14 protein-coding genes are annotated in these 21,745 nt (G+C 73.5%); 7 read left to right on the forward strand and 7 right to left on the reverse strand.

Annotated elements, in window-relative coordinates:
* Positions 1 to 116: 116 nt before the first annotated feature.
* From ACZ6EM_RS36460 to ACZ6EM_RS36475, 4 genes are all read right to left on the reverse strand, one after another.
* Positions 117 to 1,307: an acyl-CoA dehydrogenase family protein gene (locus tag ACZ6EM_RS36460; RefSeq protein WP_380539122.1), complete on the reverse strand. Its 1,191-nt coding sequence runs from the start codon at positions 1,305 to 1,307 to the stop codon at positions 117 to 119.
* Positions 1,308 to 1,483: 176 nt separating this feature from the next.
* On the reverse strand, positions 1,484 to 2,476 hold the full coding sequence (locus ACZ6EM_RS36465) for a hydroxymethylglutaryl-CoA lyase (RefSeq protein WP_465774289.1): 993 nt from the start codon (positions 2,474 to 2,476) through the stop codon (positions 1,484 to 1,486).
* Positions 2,473 to 4,749, reverse strand: coding sequence for an acetyl/propionyl/methylcrotonyl-CoA carboxylase subunit alpha (locus ACZ6EM_RS36470; protein WP_465774290.1), 2,277 nt, complete (start codon positions 4,747 to 4,749; stop codon positions 2,473 to 2,475). The genes ACZ6EM_RS36465 and ACZ6EM_RS36470 overlap by 4 nt, the downstream gene beginning before the upstream one ends.
* A gap of 143 nt (positions 4,750 to 4,892) precedes the next feature.
* Positions 4,893 to 6,602 carry a carboxyl transferase domain-containing protein gene (locus ACZ6EM_RS36475; RefSeq protein ID WP_401052854.1) on the reverse strand — a complete coding sequence of 570 codons (1,710 nt, stop codon included), beginning with the start codon at positions 6,600 to 6,602 and terminating at the stop codon, positions 4,893 to 4,895.
* Between the two features lie 131 nt (positions 6,603 to 6,733).
* On the opposite strand from ACZ6EM_RS36475, the gene ACZ6EM_RS36480 reads away from it, so the two are divergent.
* Together ACZ6EM_RS36480 and ACZ6EM_RS36485 are read left to right on the forward strand one after the other, a co-directional pair.
* Complete coding sequence (locus tag ACZ6EM_RS36480; RefSeq protein WP_465774291.1) at positions 6,734 to 7,444, forward strand: TetR/AcrR family transcriptional regulator; 711 nt, start codon at positions 6,734 to 6,736, stop codon at positions 7,442 to 7,444.
* Positions 7,445 to 7,669: 225 nt separating this feature from the next.
* Complete coding sequence (locus ACZ6EM_RS36485) at positions 7,670 to 11,776, forward strand: ABC transporter ATP-binding protein (protein WP_465774292.1); 4,107 nt, start codon at positions 7,670 to 7,672, stop codon at positions 11,774 to 11,776.
* Between the two features lie 129 nt (positions 11,777 to 11,905).
* Here the strand turns inward: ACZ6EM_RS36485 and ACZ6EM_RS36490 are convergent, their stop codons facing one another.
* Positions 11,906 to 12,928 (reverse strand): ATP-grasp domain-containing protein, encoded by a 1,023-nt coding sequence (locus ACZ6EM_RS36490; protein WP_465774293.1) that lies wholly within the window; start codon positions 12,926 to 12,928, stop codon positions 11,906 to 11,908.
* A gap of 123 nt (positions 12,929 to 13,051) precedes the next feature.
* On the opposite strand from ACZ6EM_RS36490, the gene ACZ6EM_RS36495 reads away from it, so the two are divergent.
* Entirely contained in the window at positions 13,052 to 13,594 is a 543-nt protein-coding gene (locus tag ACZ6EM_RS36495) for an NUDIX hydrolase (protein WP_401050208.1), read from the forward strand.
* A 119-nt stretch (positions 13,595 to 13,713) separates the two neighbouring features.
* Here the strand turns inward: ACZ6EM_RS36495 and ACZ6EM_RS36500 are convergent, their stop codons facing one another.
* Entirely contained in the window at positions 13,714 to 14,922 is a 1,209-nt protein-coding gene (locus tag ACZ6EM_RS36500; protein ID WP_465774294.1) for a hypothetical protein, read from the reverse strand.
* 305 nt (positions 14,923 to 15,227) lie between these two features.
* Complete coding sequence (locus ACZ6EM_RS36505; protein WP_401050202.1) at positions 15,228 to 16,343, reverse strand: ABC transporter substrate-binding protein; 1,116 nt, start codon at positions 16,341 to 16,343, stop codon at positions 15,228 to 15,230.
* 324 nt (positions 16,344 to 16,667) lie between these two features.
* Between ACZ6EM_RS36505 and ACZ6EM_RS36510 the strand changes: the two genes are divergently transcribed.
* From ACZ6EM_RS36510 to ACZ6EM_RS36525, 4 genes are all read left to right on the forward strand, one after another.
* Complete coding sequence (locus tag ACZ6EM_RS36510; RefSeq protein ID WP_465774298.1) at positions 16,668 to 18,242, forward strand: APC family permease; 1,575 nt, start codon at positions 16,668 to 16,670, stop codon at positions 18,240 to 18,242.
* Positions 18,243 to 18,421: 179 nt separating this feature from the next.
* Complete coding sequence (gene trpS, locus ACZ6EM_RS36515; protein WP_465774295.1) at positions 18,422 to 19,555, forward strand: tryptophan--tRNA ligase; 1,134 nt, start codon at positions 18,422 to 18,424, stop codon at positions 19,553 to 19,555.
* Between the two features lie 158 nt (positions 19,556 to 19,713).
* Positions 19,714 to 20,670, forward strand: coding sequence for a S66 peptidase family protein (locus tag ACZ6EM_RS36520; protein ID WP_465774296.1), 957 nt, complete (start codon positions 19,714 to 19,716; stop codon positions 20,668 to 20,670).
* A gap of 92 nt (positions 20,671 to 20,762) precedes the next feature.
* Positions 20,763 to 21,437: a nucleoside/nucleotide kinase family protein gene (locus tag ACZ6EM_RS36525; RefSeq protein ID WP_465774297.1), complete on the forward strand. Its 675-nt coding sequence runs from the start codon at positions 20,763 to 20,765 to the stop codon at positions 21,435 to 21,437.
* Positions 21,438 to 21,745: the final 308 nt, after the last annotated feature.

A 21,745-nucleotide genomic window follows, 5' to 3' on the forward strand; every position in this document is an offset into this window, starting at 1 on the left:
CTCCTCCTGCTGCCTCCTCCATCGTCGGGCTCCCCAACTCTGTGCGCGGGGAAGCGCGTTGAGTGGTACGTGACCCGGTGGGCGCGGCTCAGGAGGTGACCATCAGGGTGTGGTCGTCACGAACCGACGCCCAGTTCCCGGGCGATGAGCATGCGCTGGACCTCGGACGTGCCCTCCCCGATTTCCAGGATCTTGCAGTCGCGCCAGAAACGGGCGACCGGGAATTCGTTCATGAAGCCGTACCCGCCGTGGATCTGGGTCGCCTCGCGGGCGTTGTCGACGGCGGCCTCGGACGAGTACAGCTTCGCGATCGCGGCCTCCTTCTTGAACGGTTCACCGTGCAGCAGCCGGGAAGCGGCGTCCCGCCAGGCCAGGCGGGAGGTGTGGGCGCGCAGCTCCATGTCGGCAAGCTTGAACTGGATGGCCTGGTTGGCGCCGATCGGCCGGCCGAAGGCCCGGCGCTCGCCGGCGTACTTCACGGACTCGTCGACGCAGCCCTGGGCCAGGCCGGTGGCCAGGGCCGCGATCGCGATGCGGCCCTCGTCGAGGATCCGCAGGAACTGGGCGTAGCCTCGGCCACGCTCGCCCAGCAGGTTGGCCGCGGGAACGCGGCAGTCGGTAAAGGACAGTTCGCGGGTGTCGGATGCGTTCCACCCGACCTTCGAGTACTTCTTCGAGACCTGGAATCCGGGGGTCCCGGTGGGCACGATGATGGAGGAGATCTCCCGTACAGGCGAGCGGAATTCGCCCTCTTCACTCGAACGAGCGATCGGTTCGGTGAGTGCGGTGACGGTGACCAGACCGGTGATGTCGGTACCGGAGTTGGTGATGAAGCACTTGGTCCCGTTGATGACCCACTCGTCGGTGGCCTCGTCGTAGCGCGCCGTGGTGCGGGTGGCCCCCGCGTCCGACCCGCCCTCCGGCTCGGTGAGGCCGAAGGCGCCGAGGAGTTCGCCCGAGGTCAGCCGGGGCAGCCACTCGCGCTTCTGCTCCTCGGTGCCGAACCGGTAGATCGGCATCGCGCCGAGCGAGACGGCGGCCTCCAGGGTGATCGCCACCGAGGAGTCGACGCGGGCGAGTTCCTCCAGGGCGAGGCCGAGGGCGAAGTAGTCCCCGCCCATGCCGCCGTACTCCTCCGGGAAGGGCAGGCCGAAGAGCCCCATCCGCCCCATCTCCCGGACGATCTCGTAGGGGAACTCCTCCCGCTCGTAGAACCCGCCGATCTTCGGCGCCACCACGTCCTGGGCGAACTCGGCGACGGTGCGCCGCAGTTCCTCGTACTCGCTGCTGAGCCTGTGGTCGAGCATGGTGATCCTCCTGGCGCCCGGCCGGGTCGGCCGCGGACGTGAGCGGGGTGACCGGCGTCCGTCGGACGGTGTGACGGACGCGCGGTGTGATGTGAGGGACGGGTGTCGGGCGGTGCGGGTGGTGCGCGGCGCCGGCCGGGTTGCGGGCGGTCGGCGCCGGGACGGGTGCGGGCGGGTCAGCTCCCGGTGGGGCCGAGCAGCGCCTGGACGGCGCGGGAGGGACTCGGGCGGCCGAGGCGCTCGGCCATCCAGCCGCTGGTCGCGACGAGCGCGCGCAGGTCGACGCCGGTCCGGACGCCGAGCCCGTGCAGCATCCAGACCAGGTCCTCGGTGGCCAGGTTGCCGGTGGCGCTCTTCGCGTACGGGCAGCCGCCCAGGCCGCCCGCCGAGGCGTCCACGGTGGTGACGCCCTCGCGCAGTGCCGCCAGGGTGTTGCTGAGCGCCTGGCCGTAGGTGTCGTGGAAGTGCACGGCGAGCCGGTCGACCGGGACGCCGGCCCGCTCGAAGCCCGCCAGCAGGGCGGTGACCTGGCCCGGAGTGGCCACCCCGATGGTGTCGCCGAGGCTCAGCTCCGCGCAGCCCTGCTCCAGCAGCTGCACGCCGTACCGGACCACCTGGTCGACCGGGACGGGGCCCTCCCACGGGTCGCCGAAGCACATCGAGAGGTAGCCGCGGACCGCGACCCCGGCCTCGGTGGCCCGGGCCACGACCGGGCGGAACATCGCCATGGCCTCGTCCGCCGAGCGGTTGAGGTTGCGGCGGGCGAAGGTCTCGGTGGCGCTGGCGAACACCGCGATGTCGGAGGCGTGGTGGGCGAGCGCGCGGTCCAGGCCGCGCTCGTTGGGCACCAGCACCGGCAGCCGCAGGCCGGGGTGGCGCTCCGGCAGGCCGGCGAGCCGGGGGAACAGCTCCTCCGCGTCAGCCAGCTGCGGTACCCATTTCGGGTGAACGAAGCTGGTGGCCTCGACGGTGCGCAGCCCGGCGGCCGCGAGCCGGGCGATGAACTCGGCCTTGACCTCGACCGGCACCGAGGACTTCTCGTTCTGCAGGCCGTCGCGCGGTCCGACCTCGTGGATCCGGACCGCCTCGGGCAGGCCGGGGGCGCGGACCGGGTCGGGCAGGCCCAGGTCGAGGGCGTCGGGCTCGCGGGCGGGGGCGGGGGTGGTCACGACCGGACCTCCGCGGGCTCGGCGGGGGTGGCGACCGGGTCGGCCGCGGCGTCCTCGCCCGCCGCGTCCTCGACCGGGGTGACCACGACCAGCAGGTCCTCCATCGCGACGGTGGCGCCGGCGGCGGCCCGCAGTTCGCTCACCACGCCGTCGTGCGGGGCGGCGATCACGTGTTCCATCTTCATGGCCTCCAGCACGAGCAGGGGCTGCCCCTTGCGGACCGTCTCGCCCGCCGTGGTCTTGACGACGGTCACGGTGCCGGGCATCGGGGCGGTGAGGGCGCCGTGGTGCGCCCCGGCCCCGGCGGTGCTCTCGACGACCGGGTCGTAGGCGTGCAGCGGCCAGGCGTCGCCCTCGATGCCGAGCCACGTCACCGGTCCGCCGGCGAGGCCGGGGGTGGCGTCGGTGGCCAGCGAGAACGTGGTGCGGAGGCCGTCGACGGTCAGGTGCAGCCGGTCGCCGGCCAGGGTCGCGCGGGCGCGGTGCGCGGGGCCCTCGTCGAGCCGGAGCTCCACCTCGCGGGTGGTCCCGGCGGAATTGTCAGTGGCGTCGGCTACGTTGCCCGCAGTGATCGAACGGATGCGCACCGCCACCGGGTCCTGGCCGGGGGTACGGAGTCGGTGGGTGGTCCAGGCGGGGGTGCCGCCCAGGCGCCAGCCGGAGGGAAGGGAGAACGGGTCGGTCCAGCCGTCGGGGTCGGCGGCCGGGGTGAGTTCCAGGTGCCGCGCCAGTGCGGCCGCGTAGTAGAGGAGGTGAGCGGGTGACGGTGCTTCGACCGCCGCGGTCGGGTCCGCCGCGGTCGCGTCCGGGGTGATCGCGTTCGCGGGGGAGTGCGGCGAGGTGAGCAGGGCCGGCTGCTCCTGGGCCGTCCGCTCCACCAGGCCGGTGTCCAATCGGCCGGCGGCGACCTCGGGGTGTGCGAGCAGTCGGCGCAGGAAGCCGGTGTTGGTGGTGATGCCCAGGATGCGGGTGTCGGCCAGCGCCGCGCGGAGCCGGCGCAGCGCGGTCGGGCGGTCGGGCCCGTACGCGATGACCTTGGCGAGCATGGGGTCGTAGGCGCTGGTGACGACGGTTCCGGCGGCCACTCCGGAGTCGACGCGGATGCCCTCGCCCCGGGGCTCGTCCAGGGTGAGGATGCGGCCGCCGGTGGGCAGGAAGTCCCGTTCCGGGTCCTCGGCACAGATGCGGGCCTCGATGGCGTGGCCCAGGAAGGAGACGTCGGACTGGGTGAAGGAGAGCGGTTCGCCGGCGGCGACGCGCACCTGCCACTCGACCAGGTCGAGCCGGGCCGAGTCCGCGCCGACCGCGACGGCGAGTTCGGTGACGGGGTGTTCCACCTGGAGACGGGTGTTCATCTCCATGAAGAAGAAGTCCCGAACCCCCTCGGCGTCGGAGGCGGCGGGGGCGTCCGGGTCGATGCCGGGGACGATGAACTCCACGGTGCCGGCACCGGTGTAGCCGCAGGACTTCGCGGCGCGGACGGCCGCGGCGCCCATCGCGGCGCGGGTCTCGGCATTGAGGAGAACGGAGGGAGCCTCTTCGATCACTTTCTGGTGGCGGCGCTGCAGGCTGCACTCGCGCTCGCCGAGGTGGACGGTGGTGCCGTGGGCGTCGGCCAGCACCTGCACCTCGATGTGGCGCGGCCGGTCGACCCAGCGCTCCAGCAGCAGGGTGTCGTCGCCGAAGGCGGTGCGGGCGACGCGGCGGGCGGCGGCGATCTCGGTGGGCAGGTCGGCGCGGTCCCGTACGAGCCGCATGCCCTTGCCGCCACCGCCGGCGGACGGCTTGAGCAGTACCGGGTAGCCGATCTCGTCGGCGGCGGCGACGAGTTGATCGTCGGTGGGCGCGGTGGCCTGGCTGCCGGGGACCACCGGGACACCTGCGGCCCGGACGGCCTCCTTGGCGTTGATCTTGTCGCCCATCAGCTCGACCGCACCGGGAGGAGGTCCGATGAAGGCGAGGCCCGCGTCGGCGCAGGCGCGGGCGAAGCCGGGGTTCTCGGCGAGGAAGCCGTAGCCGGGGTGGACGGCCTGGGCGCCGGTGCGGCGGGCGGCGTCGAGGATCCGGTCGGTCCGCAGGTAGGTCTCGGCCGCCGAGCTGTCGCTGCGGTCGGCCGGGCCGAGCCGGACGGCGACATCGGCCTCGCGGGCGTGCGGCGCGTCGGCGTCCGCGTCGCTGAACACGGCGACCGAGCGGATGCCGAGCCGCCGCAGGGTGCGGATCACCCGGAGGGCGATCTCGCCGCGGTTGGCGACCAGAACTGTGTCGAACATGGGAGGCGTTCCTCCGGGTCGAGGGGAGCCGTACGAAGGAGGTGGCGGTGGGCGGTCGGGGCGCCGGCCCGGGTGGGCCGGCGCCGCGGGGAGTCACACCCGGAAGGGAGGGGTCACGGACGCAGGGGTGACACGAGGCGGGATCACATGCGGAAGACGCCGTACGGAGCGGGCGGTGCCAGCGGGGCGTTGGCGCAGGCGGTGAGCGCGAGACCGACGACGGTGCGGGTGTCCATCGGGTCGATCACACCGTCGTCCCAGAGTCGGGCGGTGGCGTAGTAGGCGTTGCCCTGGCGCTCGTACTGCTCGCGGACGGGGCGCTTGAACTCCTCCTCCGCCTCGGCCGGCCACTGCTCGCCGCGCGCCTCCAGCTGGTCGCGGCGGACGGTGGCGAGGACGGAGGCCGCCTGCTCGCCGCCCATCACGGAGATCTTGGCGCCCGGCCACATCCACAGGAAGCGAGGTGAGTAGGCCCGGCCGCACATCGAGTAGTTGCCGGCCCCGTACGAGCCGCCGACCACCACGGTCAGCTTCGGGACGCGGGTGCAGGCGACGGCGTTGACCATCTTGGCGCCGTGCTTGGCGATGCCGCCCGCCTCGTACTGCCGGCCGACCATGAACCCGGTGATGTTCTGGAGGAAGAGGAGGGGGATGCCGCGCTGGTCGCACAACTCGATGAAGTGGGCGCCCTTGACGGCCGACTCGGAGAACAGCACGCCGTTGTTGGCGACGATGCCGACCGGGTGGCCGTGGATCCGGGCGAAGCCGGTGACCAGGGTGGCGCCGTACTCCGCCTTGAACTCGGCGAACCGGCTGCCGTCCACCAGGCGGGCGATCACCTCGCGCACGTCGTAGGGCGTGCGCGGGTCGACCGGCACGGCGCCGTACAGGCCCGCCGGGTCGACGGCGGGCGGCTCGACCGGGGTGAGCGGCCACGGCCTGGCCTCGCGCGGGCCGAGCCCGGCGACGATCGTGCGGACGATGGAGAGGGCGTGGGCGTCGTCCTCGGCCAGGTGGTCCGTCACGCCCGAGGTGCGGGAGTGCAGCTCGCCGCCGCCCAGCTCCTCGGCGGTGACCACCTCACCGGTGGCGGCCTTCACCAGCGGCGGGCCGCCCAGGAAGATCGTGCCCTGGTTGCGGACGATCACGGCCTGGTCGCTCATCGCCGGGACGTACGCGCCACCGGCCGTGCACGAGCCGAGCACCGCGGCGATCTGCGGGATGCCCGCGGCGGAGAGCCTGGCCTGGTTGTAGAAGATCCGGCCGAAGTGGTCGCGGTCCGGGAACACCTCGTCCTGCATCGGGAGGAAGGCGCCGCCGGAGTCCACGAGGTAGACGCAGGGCAGCCGGTTCTCCAGCGCGACCTCCTGGGCGCGCAGGTGCTTCTTCACCGTCATCGGGTAGTAGGTGCCGCCCTTGACGGTGGCGTCGTTGGCGACCACCACCACCTCGCGTCCGGCGACCCGGCCGATGCCGGCGATCACCCCGGCCGCAGGCGCCGCGCCGTCGTACATCCCGTCGGCGGCCAGCGGGGCCAGCTCCAGGAAGGGGGAGGCCGGATCGAGCAGGGTGTCCACCCGGTCGCGGGGCAGCAGCTTTCCGCGGGAGGTGTGCCGGGCGCGGGCCTTGGCACCGCCGCCCAGGGCGGCCGCGTCGAGCTTCGCGCGCAGCTCGGCGACCAGGGCCCGGTGCGCTTCGGTGTTCGCGCGGTAGGCCTCGGAGGCCGGGTCGACGGAGCTGCCGAGCCGGGGCGCCGGTGCGGCGGCCGCGGACGGTGCGGCGCCGGGCGCGGCAGTGCCGGCCGCTGCGCCGAGCCGGAAGCCGGTGGATGTTCCGGCAGTTGAGATGACCATTCCCAAGAGCTCCCTTGCCCTCGGCACCAGGTGGGCAGCCGGGTGCGTCCGCCCGTGATCGCCACGTTAATTAACGTTAACTTACGCGCCCAGGTTAACGGCCGATAACCCGACTGTCTACGATGGACGGCATGCCGAACGTCCCCGCCGCCTCCGCGCTCCCCCGCCGCGACCAGATCCGCCGGGAGGCCGCGAGGCTGTTCGCGGCCCGGGGCTTCCTCGGTGTGGGGGTGGACGAGATCGGCAAGGCGGTCGGGATCAGCGGCCCCGGGCTCTACCGCCACTTCGCCGGCAAGGACGCGATGCTCGCGGACCTGCTGATCGGCATCAGCGAGCGCCTGCTGGACGAGGGGCGCCGCCGGGCCGGTGGCGGCGAAGGCCCGGCCGCCGCGCTGGACGCGCTGATCAGCGGCCACGTCCACTTCGCCCTGGACGACCGGGACCTGATCACCCTGCACGACCGGGAGCTGCTGAACCTCAAGGAGGAGGACCGGCGCACCGTCCGCCGGCTCCAGCGCGGCTACGTCGAGCTGTGGGTGGACGTGGTCCGGCAGGCCTACCCGCCGCTGGCCGGCCCCGCCGCCGAGCCGGTGGCGCGGGCCGCCGTGCACGCCGTCTTCGGCCTGATCAACTCGACCCCGCACAGCCTCGGCCCGAACCCCGACCACGGCGAGCGCGTCGCCCTCCAGCGCGACGGCATGGCCGCCCTGCTCCACGCCCTCGCCCACGGCGCGTTCGCGGCGGCCGCGGAATCGGCGGGCGTCCCCGCCGACGGTTCGGCGTCCGCGGGCGTTCGAGGCGCTCGGCGGCAGTCCGTCCGGAGGCCTGGTCCCAAAGGGTGACGCCCGACCCGTCCCCGGCCGCTGGGCGCGCGAGGGGTCGTCGGCGATCCTGGAGACGGCCGGGGGAGTGGGCCGTTCGAGTGTCCGTCCGGGAATCACCGCAGGCCGTCGGCTGTTGGCCAGTCCGCTGGGCCGGATGATCGGGGCTCCCCCGGCCGGCCCCGAACCCCTCCGGCTCGGAAACGCCATGGCGGCCACCCGACGAAATGGTTAGCATCCCTAAATATGCCTGAGACTCACGGATCCACGGTGGAGCAATCCCCGAGCGGCCCCCCGGCCCCCGGCCCGACCCCGGAGGCTCCCGCCGACAGCCCGCAGACCGCCGCCGGGAACACCGGTCCGGCCGCGGCGGCCGCCCAAGGCGCCGAGGCGGCCGGCTGGCTGCGCCGTCTGGTCGGCTACAGCTGGCGGTCCCGGCGCAGCCTGCTGCTCGCGTTCGGCGCCTCGCTCCTCGGCATGGCCGTCACCGCGCTGGTGCCGCTGGTCACCAAGCTGATCATCGACGACGTCATCATCGCCCACACCCGTTCGCTGGCCCCCTGGGCGGTGGTGCTGCTGCTCGCCGCCCTCGTGGTCTTCGGCTGCACCCAGGTCCGCCGCTACTACGGCGGCCAGCTCGCCGTCGACGTCCAGCACGACATGCGCAGCGACCTGTTCCGCTCGCTCGGCCGGCTCGACGGCCACCGCCAGGACCGGCTGGACACCGGTCAGGTGATCGGGCGGGCGACCTCCGACCTCCAGCTGGTCAACGGCCTGCTCTCGATGCTGCCGATGATGACCGGCTACCTGCTGATGTTCGTCATGTCGCTGGCCGTGATGGTCTGGCTGTCCCCGCCGCTCACCCTGGTCGCCCTGGTCATGGCCCCCGCGCTGTGGTGGGTCTCGGTGCTCAGCCGCAAGCGCCTCTTCCCCGCCACCTGGGCCGCCCAGCAGGAGGCGGCCGCCGTCGCGGGCGTGGTGGACGGCGCGATCGGCGGCGTCCGCGTGGTCAAGGGCTTCGGACAGGAGGCGCAGGAGCTCGACAAGCTGGAGGAGGCCTCCCACAACCTCTTCGCGGCCCGGCTCCGGTCGATCCGGCTGAACGCCCGGTACAACCCGGCGATGCAGGCGATCCCGGCGCTCGCCCAGGTCGGCGTCCTCGCCTTCGGCGGCTGGCTGGCGGTCGATGGCCGGGTCACGCTGGGGACCTTCGTCGCCTTCTCCACCTACGTCGCCCAGATGACCGGCCCGGTGCGGATGATGACCATGGTCATCACCGTCGGCCAGCAGGCCCGGGCCGGCGTCGAGCGGGTCCTGCAGCTGATCGACGAGCGCCCGCTGGTCCAGGAGCGCCCGGACGCCCGCACCCTGGACCTCGCGCACGGTGGCTCCCCGGCCGGCGCCTCGGCGATCGGCACCCCCGCCGACGCCCCCGCCGACGCTGCCGCCAACGCCCTCGCTGCCGCCCCCGTCGGCCCGCGGACCCCCGACGTCGCCCTGGAATTCGACCGGGTCGAGTTCCGCTACGACACCGAGCACCCCGCCCCCGTCCTGCACGGCCTCAGCCTGAAGCTGGCCCCCGGCGAGACCCTCGCCCTGGTCGGCGCCTCCGGGTCCGGCAAGTCGACGGTGGCCCAGCTGGTGCCCCGCTTCTACGACCCCGCCTCCGGCACCGTCCGCCTGTACGGCCACGACCTGCGCGACCTCACCCTGGACTCGGTCCGCGCGACGGTCGGCATCGTCCCCGAGGAGAGCTTCCTCTTCTCCGAGTCGGTCCGCACCAACATCGCCTACGGCCGTCCGGACGCGACGGACGAACAGGTGGTCGCCGCAGCCCGCGCCGCCCAGGCCGACGAGTTCGTCCGCGCGCTGCCGGACGGCTACGACACCAAGGTCGGCGAGCAGGGCCTGACCCTCTCCGGCGGCCAGCGCCAGCGCATCGCACTGGCCCGGGCGATCCTCACCGACCCCCGGATCCTGCTGCTGGACGACGCCACCTCGGCGGTGGACCCGCAGATCGAGGCGGAGATCCACGACGCGCTGCGCTCGGTGATGACCGGCCGCACCACGCTGCTGATCGCCCACCGCCGGTCGACCCTCCAGCTCGCCGACCGGATCGCCGTCCTGGAGCGCGGCCGGCTGCTGGACCTCGGAACGCACGAGGAACTCGAAGCCCGATGTCCCCAGTACCGGGCCCTGATCACCGACCCCGAGGCCGGCTCCGCCGACCGGCACTCCGCCCCCGAACCGGCATCCGATGAACCGGCGTCCCCGGCGGCGCCCCCGGCGGCGTCCCCGGCGAAGCCCGGGCGGGCGACCGGGCAGCGCGCCGCCGACGGCACTCCCACCGACGGCGCTCCCGGCACCGCCGGAACCGACGGCACCGCCGGAACCCGGGCCACTCCCGGAACGGACGACACCGACGACACCGCGGGAACCCCCGGAACCCGGGCGACCCCCGTCCTCCCCACCCCCGCCCTGGCCAAGGCCGCCCGCACCGCCGACCCCGACCTGCTGGACCGGGTCGCGGCCCTGCCGCCGGCCTCCGACACCCCGGACGTCCCCCGCGCCGAGGCCGAGGCCGGCGACCCCGACTTCACCCTGCGCCGCCTGTTGCGCTCCTTCCGCACCCCGCTGCTCATCGCCCTCCTGCTGGTCGCCCTGGACGCGGCGGCCGGACTGGTGCTGCCGGTGCTGATCCGGCACGGCATCGACGACGGCGTCCGCAAGGGCCTGATGTCCGGCGTCGCGGTCGCCTCGCTCACCGCACTCGTCGTGGTGCTGCTGGACTGGGTGGTGCAGGGCGCGGAGAACCGGGTCAGCGGCCGTACCGGCGAGCGCGTCCTCTACACGCTCCGGCTCAAGATCTTCGCCCACCTCAACCGGCTCGGCCTGGACTACTACGAGCGCGAGCTGACCGGCCGGATCATGACCCGGATGACCACCGACCTGGACTCGCTGACCTCCTTCCTCCAGACCGGCATGGTCACCGCGGTGGTCAGCCTGCTGACCTTCGCCGGGATCTTCGCCGCCCTGCTGATCATCGACGCCGGCCTGGCCCTGGTGGTCTTCGCCGTCCTGCCGCTGCTGGTGATCGCCACCCTGGTGTTCCGCAAGAAGTCCAAGGACCAGTACGAGCGCTCCCGCGACCTGATCGGCACCGTCAACGCCGACCTCCAGGAGAACGTGGCCGGCATGCGGATCGTCCAGGCGTTCCGCCGCCTGGACACCAACACCGACCGCTTCGTGGCCCGGGGCATCGCCTACCGCGAGGCCCGGGTCAGGGCCCAGCTCTACATCTCGCTGTACTTCCCGTTCGTCCAGTTCCTCTCCAGCGTGGCCGCCGCGCTGGTGCTGATCGTCGGCGCGGCCCGGGTCGACGCCGGGACGCTGACGGTCGGCGCGCTGGTCGCGTACCTGCTCTACATCGACCTGTTCTTCGCGCCGGTCAACCAGCTGTCCCAGGTGTTCGACGGGTACCAGCAGGCCTCGGTGGGCCTCGGCCGCATCCGCGAGCTGCTGCGCACCCCGACCACCACGGCGGAGGCGGCCGACCCGGTCCCGGTGGTCAAGGGCCTGCGCGGCGAGATCTCCTTCGAGGGCGTCGGCTTCGCCTACAACGGCGGTGCGGACGGCGCCCCGACCGTGCTGAGCGACGTGGACCTGCACATCCCGGCCGGGCAGACGGTGGCGCTGGTCGGCGAGACCGGCGCCGGAAAGTCGACGCTGGTGAAGCTGGTCGCCCGGTTCTACGACGCGACGGAGGGCACCGTCCGCGTGGACGGGGTCGACCTCACCCGCTACGACCTGGCGCAGTACCGCCACCGCCTGGGTGTGGTGCCGCAGGAGGCGTACCTGTTCGCGGGCACGGTCCGCGAGGCCATCGCCTACGGCCGGCCGGGCGCCTCGGCGGCCGAGGTGGAGGCGGCGGCCCGGGCGGTCGGCGCGCACGACATGATCGTCCGGCTCTCGGGCGGCTACGACCACGAGGTGGCCGGCCGCGGGCGCAACCTCTCGGCGGGTCAGCGCCAGCTGATCGCGCTGGCCCGGGCGGAGCTGGTCGACCCGGACATCCTGCTGCTCGACGAGGCCACCGCGGCGCTCGACCTGGCCACCGAGGCCGCGGTCAACCAGGCCGCGGACCGGCTCAGCGGCGGACGGACCACCCTGGTCATCGCCCACCGCCTGACCACCGCCGAGCGTGCCGACCGGGTGGTCGTCCTGGACCACGGCCGGGTGGTCGAGGACGGCACGCACGCCGAACTGCTCGCCCTGGGCGGCACCTACAGCCGGCTCTGGCGGGCGTTCATCGCCGACGGCCACCCGGCGGCCGAGGCCGTCGCCGCCGGATAGGCCGCCCCGCACCGGGCCGGGGGCGGCGTCAAGCCGGCCCCGGCCGGCCGCGATCCCGAACCTCTGCGATCCCGAACCTCTGTGACCTCGAACCTCCGCGTCCCGTCCGGCGGTCCTTCGTACGAACCGTCAGGCGGCGATCAGCGAGGCCAGCAGTCCCGAGGCGTCGATCCCGCGCGGCAGGTCGCTCACCTGCCCGTCGCCGACCTCGACCACCCGCCAGCCGGAGCCGTCCGCCCGGCTGGCGAGGTCGGTGGTGACGAAGCGGCAGCCGAGCCTGCGGACCAGCGCAGGGACATCGGTGAGGTCGGGCTCGACGGTCCGGCGCGGGGCGTCCGGGTGCGGCCCGACCAGGACGGGCCGGCCGTCCAGCCACCACACCCGGGCCTCCACGGGCCGCCCGCCGCTGCCCGGCGCGTCGCCGTCGGCGTGCTCCGGGCCGGCCGCACCGGCGGCACCGGACACCTCGCTCACGTCGGACACCCCGCTCGCGTCGGCCGCGCGGTCGGCGCCGTTCGCGCCGGCCGGCCCCGCCGGGACGCCCGCGCCCTCGAACTCCTCGTACCGCCGCAGCACCACGCCGCCCGCCAGGAACTCGCCCTGCAGCTCGACGAACCGTTCCACCACCCGTCCGACGGCCGCCAGGTCGGCCAACTCGGGCACGTAGCAGGCCTCGTGCCACTCGTGCTTGCGCGACTTCACGTAGTCCTTGACGATCGCCGGCCCGTGCCCGCCGATCCGGGCCGCGGCCTCCGCCAGTTCCTCGGGCCCGGGCGCCACCGGCCCCTCCGACGGGATCCACGCGCTGGCCGGCGTCGCACCCTCGAACACGTCGTACCAGCCGGGCAGTTCGTGGGCCGCCGCGTACCCGGGCGGGCTGGTCAGCAGGGTGCCGCCGCGGGCGGTGAGCGCGGCGGCGAAGTCGGCGTACCGGGTGGTGGGCAGCATCCAACCCCGGTACCAGAGCGGCCCGCTGTCCGCCGGTACCCGTCGGACGGCCTCCTCGGCCCGCCCGGCGAGCAGCCCGTCGTGGTCGACCAGATGGTGCTCGCCACCCAACTCCCGCAGCATCCTGGCCTCCCAGGCGAAGTGCGGGTCGGGCCGGCGCGGGTTGAGCGGATCGGCGGGGAAGATGATCGCGGGTACGGGCATGGCCGTCAGAGTACGGTCGGTGGGCTGATCCCGGGCCCGCCACGACGGACGGGTCGACCCGAGCACCCGACCGGAGTGCCGAATCCGCTCGACGCCCCGGGCGGCCACTGCGAGAGTGACCCGATGCGAAATCTGCTGAGCTCCCGCAAGCGCAGGCCGAGGCGGGCCGCCCGCACGGTGGTCCTGGACGAGAACGGCTCGGTCTTCCTGCTCCGTTCGGACAACGACGAGGTCGGCGTGCACTGGACCATGCCGGGCGGCGGGCTGGAGCCGGGCGAGACCCCGTGGGACGGCGCCCGGCGCGAGCTGTGGGAGGAGACGGGCTGGAGCGACCTCGAACCCGGCCCGCTGCTCTGCACCTGGGAGCACGACTTCACCTGGCACGGCACCCCGGTCCGCCAGCACGAGCACATCTACCTCGCCGCAGGGCCGCACCGCGGCCCGGTCGGCGACGTCAGCGCGGTGCACGCGGTCGACCGGATCCTGGACTGGCGCTGGTGGACCCCGGCCGACCTCGCCGACGAGAACGCCGACGCGCTCTGGCCGCCCGCGCTGCCGGAACTGCTGGACACGGTCCGCGCGGGCTGGGCCGTGGACGGTCGACCGCCGGTGCCTGTCGACCTCGGATACGTCCCGAACGGCCCGGTCACCCGTCGGGCCCGCTAGCGCCGTCGGGCCCGCTAGCGCCGCTGGGCCCGCTGGGTCCGCTGGACCCGCGCGGCCCGGCGCCCTCCCGGCCTGTCGGGCCCGCGCGGCCCGGCACCGAACGGCGCCCGGTGGAGCGGCTACCCGCGCCCGCCGCGCCGGGTCCGCGCGGCCGGACCGGGCTCCCAGCCGTGCAGTTCCAGCTCCCGGTCGTGCAGCGCGGCGGGGTTCATCAGCACCGTCAGCGGGGCGCCGACCAGCTGGTCGGCCGCGAGCCCGGTCGCGGACAGCAGCTGCTCGGTCGGCACCGAGACGGCGATGGCGGGCCGCCAGGAGGGCAGCACCACCAGGCAGGTGCCGCGGCCGACCCGGATCGGCCGGGCCGCCACCCGTACCGGTGCCCGTTCCTCCGGCCGACCGAGGGCCTCGGTGGGCCCCGGGCCGGCGCCGATCAGGATGCCGAGCGGCGGTTCGGCCCACGAGGCCCCGGCGGAGGGGCCGACGGTGCCGTCGACGGCAGAGCGGTCGACGGCGGCGGGGTCGGTCCCGGCAGAGCTCCGGCTGGCGACGCCGGTTCCGGAGCCGGCATCGAGAGCCCCGGCTCGGGGAGCTCCGGTTCGGGGAGCTCCGGTTCCGAACGACGGTCCCTGCGCCGCCGCTCCCGCCGCGCCGGCCCGTTCGCCCCGTTCGCCGGCCCGTTGGTCGGCCCGGCCGGTGGCACCCGGCAGGCCCGTGCCGGTCGGGCCGGACGCGGCCGTCTCCCGTGCGGTCGCCCCCTGCCCGCTCCGGGCGGCCTGCGGGTGCATCCGGCGCAGTCGCCGTGAGGGCGACGGCCGCCGGGATCCCAGGATCCGCGGCTCTTCGCGCATCGTGCGCTGTGTCGGCACGGACGGACCGGCCTCCGAGGGCGCGGCGGCGGACCCGAACCGGACGAACCCGGTCTCGGCTCCGTCCGGCCCGTGGAGGGCGTCGGGCGCCTCGGTGGCACGCTCGTCGGATGCGCCGGGAGCGACCGGACCGTCCTCGGTCTCCGCGTCCACGCCGGGCGGGGCCGGTACCTCCGCGACCGGTAGACGGCACGCGTCCGCCGGCGGGACGGTCGGCGCCTCCGCGTCGTACCGGCGGCGCGGCTGCGGCACCGAGTCGAGGCGTGCCGGGCCGGTCCGGCGCGCCCCTCCCTCCGGGAAGCCGGGCGCGGCCGCACCGGGCTCGACGACGGTCGCGATCGAGCACACCGGGACGGCCGCGGCGGGCGGGCCCGGTACGGCGGGCGGGGGCGAGGATCCGGCGCTGTCCCCGGGCGGGCCGGGCAGGGACGGGTCGGTTGCGGCGGGGTGGAGCGAAGTCATCTGCGGGCCCTTCGGGGAACGGTCCCGACGATCCTCCCGCACCACGCGATCAGCTCCAAGCGTCGAACCCGACGGTGTGCGCGATACCACCGCGACACCACCGCGGGATCGTCGTGGGATCACCCGGGATCGCCCAAGACGGCGCAGGGCGAACACCGTTGCCACACGACCGGAACGGCACCGTGTTCTGCCCGCGGGCCCCGATCCCGCCCCGCCGGGCAGGATCGGCCGAGCGACCGGTCAACGGTTGGTCGAGCGACCGGCGAGCGACCGGCCCTCGGGCCGGTCAAGGACCGGCCGGGAGATCAACCAGCGGGCGCGACAAAGCCCTTGAGGTCGGCGAGCACCGCGTTCGCCGCCATGACGCCGAGCCCGAGGAACCAGGTCTCGTCCGAAACCGGCCGGGCCTGACCGGACTTGACCGCACCGAGCGTCTTCCAGAGCGCGCCGCCCAGCACCGCGTCCTGGTTGGTCGAGCTGGGGCTTCCGTACACGCCGTAGAAGATCCAGTCGGCGTCGGCCTTGTCGATCTGCTCCGGGCTGACCTCCACCGCGAGCTCCTGGACCTGCTCGATCCCGGGCTGCGGCAGCGGCACGTCGGTGAGGATGGTGCCGATGAAGGAGAGCTCGGCGTAGAGCCGGGTCCGGCCCGGCATGAAGCGCAGCGGAGTGATGGTGGGCCGCTTGTCGCCGAGCTTCGCGCCGATCGCCGCGGCCGCGGCCTGGTACGCGTCGAGCTGCGCCTTGGCCTCGGCCTCCAGGCCGAACGCACTCGCGTTGAGCAGGAAGTTCTGCTTCCAGGGGTAGCCGGGGCGCAGCGAGAAGACGGTCGGCGCGATCTTGGACAGCTGGGCGTACTGGTCCTGGGCCCGCAGCTGGCTGCCGAGGATCAGGTCCGGCTTGAGCGCGGCGATGGCCTCCAGGTTGAGGCTGTTGATGGTGCCGACGGCGGCGGGGCTGCCGGCCTTGTCCTTGAGGTAGGACGGCAGGGACTTGGAACCGTCGGTGTACACGACGCCGACCGGCTGGATGCCGAGGGCGACGACGTTGTCGAGCTCGCCGGTGTCGAGCACCACGACCCGGGTGGGCCTGGCCGGGATGACGGTCTCGCCCATCGCGTGCCGGAGGGTGCGCGGGTAGACGCCGGGGGCGGCGTCGGTGCCGAAGCCCTTCATCTTCTCGATCACGGCCGCGTAGTCGTCGCCGCCCTGCTTGACCGACTTCTGGTTCGGGGAGGAGCCGCCGCCGGCCGGGGTCGAACCGCCGCTGCCGCCCGATCCACCCGCGCCGCCCGAGCTGCCGCAGGCGGTGAGCAGTCCGCCGAGGCCGAGCACGGCACCTCCGGCGATCCCGGCGGTGAGGAACCTGCGGCGGGTCGCGGTGCGGGGGGCGAGGGCCAGGTCGTCGGAGGTGGGGGGCACGCGACGCTCCTTTCACGATCGAATTTAGGTTAGGCAAACCTATCCGATGAGAGGGAGGCGGGGGTGCGGGCCGTCCGCGCCGAAGGGGCAAACCATGTCGAACCTTGGCAAAAGGGAGAAAATTTCTTGGCCCAACTCCTTTGAAACAAAGGTACATGGGTGAACAAGCCATAAATACAGCAACCCCAATGCCCTTCAGGCGAACGAATCGAAGCAAGTGGTTTAGATCACCAAGGGTTGGTCTACTCAACCTTCCATGCCCGCCTCTAGGGTGCGCTGGTGTTTGATCAGCAGCTCTCAGAGCACACGAGCAGCGGCCGGGCAATGGCGCCCGGCGCTCCGCAGGGTGCCCCGGTCAGTGGCATCAGTGGTGGAGTCCCCGGCAGTCAGGGGACCGCTGGGGGAGCGGGGGACAAGGGTCTACGGGGCGGTTCCGTCGGCCTGCTGAGCAGTGTGGTGCTGGGCGTCTCGACGGTCGCCCCGGTCTACTGCCTGACAGCGACACTCGGACCGACCGTCACCGCGGTCGGCGTCCAGATGCCCGCGGTGTTCCTGGCGGGCTTCCTGCCGATGCTGCTCGTCGCGTTCGCGTACAAGGAGCTGAACAAGGACTTCCCGGACTGCGGCACGTCCTTCACCTGGGGCGTCCGGGCCTTCGGCCCCCGGGTCGGCTGGCTGGCCGGCTGGGGGCTGACGGTGGCGACCATCATCGTGCTCTCCAACCTGGCCGGGGTCGCGACCGACTTCCTGTACCTGATGCTCGGGGAGATGACCGGCAGCGGCTGGGTCACCGAACTCGACCAGAACAAGGCCGTCCACCTGCTCACCGTGGTCCTGCTGATCGCCGGCGCCACCGCGATGAGCTACCGGGGGATGACCGCCACCAAGTGGTTCCAGTACAGCCTGGTCGGCCTCCAACTGGCCGTGCTGCTGCTCTTCTCCGCCATCGCCATCGGCAAGGCCGCCTCCGGTGACCTGCCCGACTCGATCGGCTTCTCCTTCTCCTGGCTCAACCCGCTCCAGGTCAGCTCGTTCAGCGCGTTCACCGCCGGACTGTCGCTGTCGATCTTCATGTACTGGGGCTGGGACACCTGCCTGACCATGAACGAGGAGACCCAGGGCAGCGCCAAGACCCCCGGCCGCGCCGCGATGATCTCGATGGTCACCCTGGTCGGCTCGTACCTGCTGGTCGCGATCGCCTCCCAGATGTTCGCGGGCGTCGGCAGCACCGGCAACGGCCTCGGCAACCCGGCCACCGCCGACAACGTCTTCGCCGCACTGGCCCGTCCGGTGCTCGGCTCGCCGTGGAGCATCCTGCTCTTCCTGGCCGTCGTCGCCAGCGCCGCCGCCAGTCTGCAGACCACCTTCATCCCGGTGGCCCGCACCCTGCTCGCGATGAGCGCCTACCGCGCCGTGCCGCCGCGCTTCGGCGCCGTCCACCCGCGCTTCCGCACCCCCGGCTACGCCACCGTCGCGGCGGGCATCGCCACCGCGGTCTTCTACGTCGGCATGAGCCTGATCAGCGAGAACGTCGTCCAGGACACCATCCTGGCGCTCGGCCTGATGATCTGCTTCTACTACGCGCTGACCGCCTTCGCGTGCGTCTGGTACTTCCGCCGCTCGCTGCGCGGCGGTGTCCGCGACCTGCTGCTCAAGGGCGCCGCCCCGCTCCTCGGCGGCGTGCTGCTCACCGCGGTCTTCCTCCAGACCCTCACCGACGCCTGGGACCCGGACTACGGCAGTGGTTCGGTCTTCGGCATCGGCTCGGTCTTCGTGATCGGCGTCGGCATCCTGCTGCTCGGCGCCGCGCTGATGACCTGGTACGGCTTCATCCGGCCGGAGTTCTTCCGCGGCGAGACGCTGCACAAGGACACCCCGGCACTGGTCGTGGAGGACTGACGCCGTTACTGTGGGCTGCATGAAGCGCTTCGTGGGCCTGTGCTGGTGGCCGTCCTAGGACGGCCACCACACCTGCCTGACCAGGGCCGTCCGGGATGGACGGCCCTGCTGCGTTTCCCCGCAGGACGGGTTCCTCGCCCCGGACGGCCGCCACCGCCGCCGCACCGAGGAGATAGACCTTGACCACCGCCGCCGCCGTGACCACCACTGCGACCACCGCTTCCGCGCGCACAGCTTCCGGGAGCACAGCCTCCGCGACCACCGCTCTCGCGACCGCCGCCGCCAACACGTCCGTTCCGTCCGCCCCGGTCGACGATCCGACCGCCCACCGCGTCCTCACCGGGGACCGGCCCACCGGACCGCTCCACCTCGGCCACTACTTCGGCACCCTGCGCAACCGGGTCCGGCTCCAGGACCAGGGAGTCGAGATGTTCGTCGTGGTCGCCGACTACCAGGTCATCACCGACCGCGACCTCGCCGACCGGCTCGCCGAGCACACCGAGAACCTCGTCCTCGACTACCTCGCCGCCGGCCTCGACCCCGAGCGGGCGACGATCTTCCCGCACAGCGCCGTCCCCGCCCTGAACCAGCTGCTGCTCCCCTTCCTCAGCCTGGTCAGCGTCGCCGAACTGGGGCGCAACCCCACCGTCAAGGACGAGATCACCCACTCCCGGCAGGCCGCCGTCAGCGGGCTGATGTTCACCTACCCCATCCACCAGGCGGCCGACATCCTCTTCTGCAAGGCCGACCTGGTCCCGGTCGGCCAGGACCAGTTGCCCCACCTCGAAGTCGCCCGCACCGTCGCCCGCCGCTTCAACGAGCGCTACCCGCACGCCGACGGCAGCGCCGTCTTCCCCCGACCGCAGGCCCTGCTCTCCGACGCCCCGATGCTGCTCGGCACCGACGGCGGCAAGATGAGCAAGAGCCGGGGCAACGCGGTCGCCCTCGGCGCCACCGAGGACGAGACCGCCCGGATCATCCGCGGCACCAGGACCGACGCCGACCGCCGGATCGGCTACGACCCGGTCAACCGTCCCGAAGTCTCCAGCCTCGTCCTGCTCGCCGCCCTCTGCCAGGACCGCGCCCCCGAGGCCGTCGCCGAGGAGATCGGCGACGGCGGCGCCGCCGCGCTCAAGCGCACCGTCACGGAGTCCGTCAACGAGTTCCTCCGCCCGATGCGCGCCCGCCGCGCCGAACTCGCCGTCGACCGGGGCCACCTGCGGCAGGTCCTGCGCGACGGCGCCGAGCGGGCCAACGCCGTCGCCGACGCCACCCTCGCCGAGGTCCGGGAGGTGATGGGGGCGGCCATCTGAAGAGCGCTCACCCGCCGGAGCCCGCCGAAGCCGTCCGGACAGCGGACCGCCTCCCGCGGACATCGGCCGGTTGACACGGGGCATATCGTCACCGGGCGGTCGCGGCCACAGCGCGACCGCCCGCACCCCGCTCCCGCGCCCGAAAGGTGGCCCGGCCCATGGACCAGCACCCGACCGCACCCGGCCAGGGGCTGACCCGCCCGCCGCACCTGCGCCCCGGCGACCACATCGCCGTCGTCGCGCCCAGCGGCCCGATCGACGCGGCACGCCTCACCGCCGGGTGCGCGATCCTCCGCTCCTGGGGACTGCGCGTCACCGTCGCCCCGCACGTCCTCGACACCCACCCCTCCCTCGGCTACCTGGCCGGCACCGACGCGGACCGCGCCGCCGACCTCCGGAACGCCTGGCTCGACCCCACCGTCGACGCCGTCATCTGCGCCCGCGGCGGGTACGGCGCGCACCGCATGGCCGACCTGCTCGACTGGACCGCGATGCGCGCCGCCGGGCCCAAGCCCTTCATCGGCTTCAGCGACGTCAGCTCCCTCCACGAGGCGTTCGCCCAGCGCCTCGGCCTCGCCACCCTGTACGGACCGCTGGCCGCCGGGGCCTCCTTCGTCTCCGACGGCCCGACCGCCGAGCACCTCCGCCGCACCCTCTTCGACCCCGCCGCCGTCACCGTCCTCACGTCACCCACCGCCGCCCCGCTCGTCCCCGGCCGGGCCCGCGGCGTCACGGCCGGCGGCTGCCTCCACGTCCTCACCGCCGAGCGCGGCACGCCCGCCGCCCGGGCCTCGTACGAGGGAGGCATCCTGCTGCTCGAAGACGTGAACGAGCACCCCTACCAGCTCGACCGCCTGCTCACCCAGCTCCTGCGCTCCGGTGCCCTCGACGGCGTGGCCGGTGTCGCCCTCGGCTCCTGGGAGGGCTGCGGACGGCCGGAACGGGTCCGGGACGTGATGCTCGACCGGCTCGGCGGGCTCGGCGTCCCCGTGCTCTGGGAACTGGGCTTCGGCCACTGCCCGTCCACCCTCACCGTCCCGCTCGGCGTTCCCGCCCTGCTCGACGCCGACGCCGGCACCCTCACCCTGGACCTGCCCGCCCTCGCCGAACGCTGAGCCGGCTCGGCCCGGCGGCCCCGTGCCCGGCACGGGGCCGCGCCGAGCACGGGCGTGCTCAGTAAGACGGGCGCGCTCAGTAAGGTGCGGCCATGAACGAGGACCGCCTCACCGCCCTTGCCCTCGCTTTCCTCCGCGGCCCGGGCAGCAACGCCCGCACGATCCTGGGACTTGCCGGCCCGCCCGGCGCCGGCAAGTCCACCCTGGCCCGCCACCTGGTCGCCGAGGTCGAGCGTGCCGAAGGCCCCGGCACCGCCGCCTACGTCCCGCTCGACGGCTTCCACCTCTCCGGCGCCCAGCTCGACCGCCTCGGCCTGACCCACCGCAAGGGCGCCCCGGTCACCTTCGACGCCCACGGCTACCTCGCCCTGCTGCGCCGCATCGCGGGCGACCGGTTCCAGGACATCTACGTCCCGGACTTCGACCGCACCCTGGACGAACCGGTCGCCGCCCGCCACGTGGTCCGCCCGCACACCCGGCTCGTCATCACCGAGGGCAACTACCTCGCCTCCGCCGACACGCCCTGGTCCGATGCCCGCCGACTCCTGCGCGAGCTCTGGTACGTGCACACGGATGACGAGGTCCGCGAGGAGCGTCTGCTCCGGCGGCACCGCGACGGCGGCCGCGACGAGGCCACCGCGCGCCAGTGGGTCACCGGCAACGACCACCCCAACGGCGCGTACGTGAAGCCCGGGCGGGCGCTCTGCACCCGCACCGTCTCCGGGACGGGTTTGCCTTCGATCCCGGACAGGGGTAGTGTTTCCTAGTCGCTCGGCAGGGAGCACCGGACACGCATCGGCGCGGACGGTCCCGGAGCGGCCAATCCCCAGAAACACCACTTCCGGTTCGTGCCGGTCGTTTTCGCTTTTCGCGTCTCGACCTGGTGCTTATTCGGCGTGCGCGTTTTATCGGATTGCGGTCGGATTCGCTTTTTGGAGCGGGGATCGGCTAGAGTTTGAAACGTCGGACAGGGCGTCAAGCCCCGGAAGACACCGGCGAGTTGGATGAACGAAGCCCCGGAAACGGAGCGGAAAACATCTGATAAGCTGGAAACACGAAAGAACGAAGCCCGGAG

This window comes from Kitasatospora sp. NPDC041917, from assembly GCF_055589745.1.

Coding starts and splice junctions, on each gene's coding strand:
- ACZ6EM_RS36460 (WP_380539122.1), bottom strand. CDS start 1,307: ATGCTCGACCACAGGCTCAGCAGCGAGTACGAGGAACTGCGGCGCACC.
- ACZ6EM_RS36480 (WP_465774291.1), top strand. CDS start 6,734: ATGCCGAACGTCCCCGCCGCCTCCGCGCTCCCCCGCCGCGACCAGATC.
- ACZ6EM_RS36475 (WP_401052854.1), bottom strand. CDS start 6,602: ATGGTCATCTCAACTGCCGGAACATCCACCGGCTTCCGGCTCGGCGCA.
- ACZ6EM_RS36500 (WP_465774294.1), bottom strand. CDS start 14,922: ATGACTTCGCTCCACCCCGCCGCAACCGACCCGTCCCTGCCCGGCCCG.
- ACZ6EM_RS36510 (WP_465774298.1), top strand. CDS start 16,668: ATGGCGCCCGGCGCTCCGCAGGGTGCCCCGGTCAGTGGCATCAGTGGT.
- ACZ6EM_RS36495 (WP_401050208.1), top strand. CDS start 13,052: ATGCGAAATCTGCTGAGCTCCCGCAAGCGCAGGCCGAGGCGGGCCGCC.
- ACZ6EM_RS36470 (WP_465774290.1), bottom strand. CDS start 4,749: ATGTTCGACACAGTTCTGGTCGCCAACCGCGGCGAGATCGCCCTCCGG.
- ACZ6EM_RS36520 (WP_465774296.1), top strand. CDS start 19,714: ATGGACCAGCACCCGACCGCACCCGGCCAGGGGCTGACCCGCCCGCCG.
- ACZ6EM_RS36490 (WP_465774293.1), bottom strand. CDS start 12,928: ATGCCCGTACCCGCGATCATCTTCCCCGCCGATCCGCTCAACCCGCGC.
- ACZ6EM_RS36525 (WP_465774297.1), top strand. CDS start 20,763: ATGAACGAGGACCGCCTCACCGCCCTTGCCCTCGCTTTCCTCCGCGGC.
- ACZ6EM_RS36485 (WP_465774292.1), top strand. CDS start 7,670: ATGCCTGAGACTCACGGATCCACGGTGGAGCAATCCCCGAGCGGCCCC.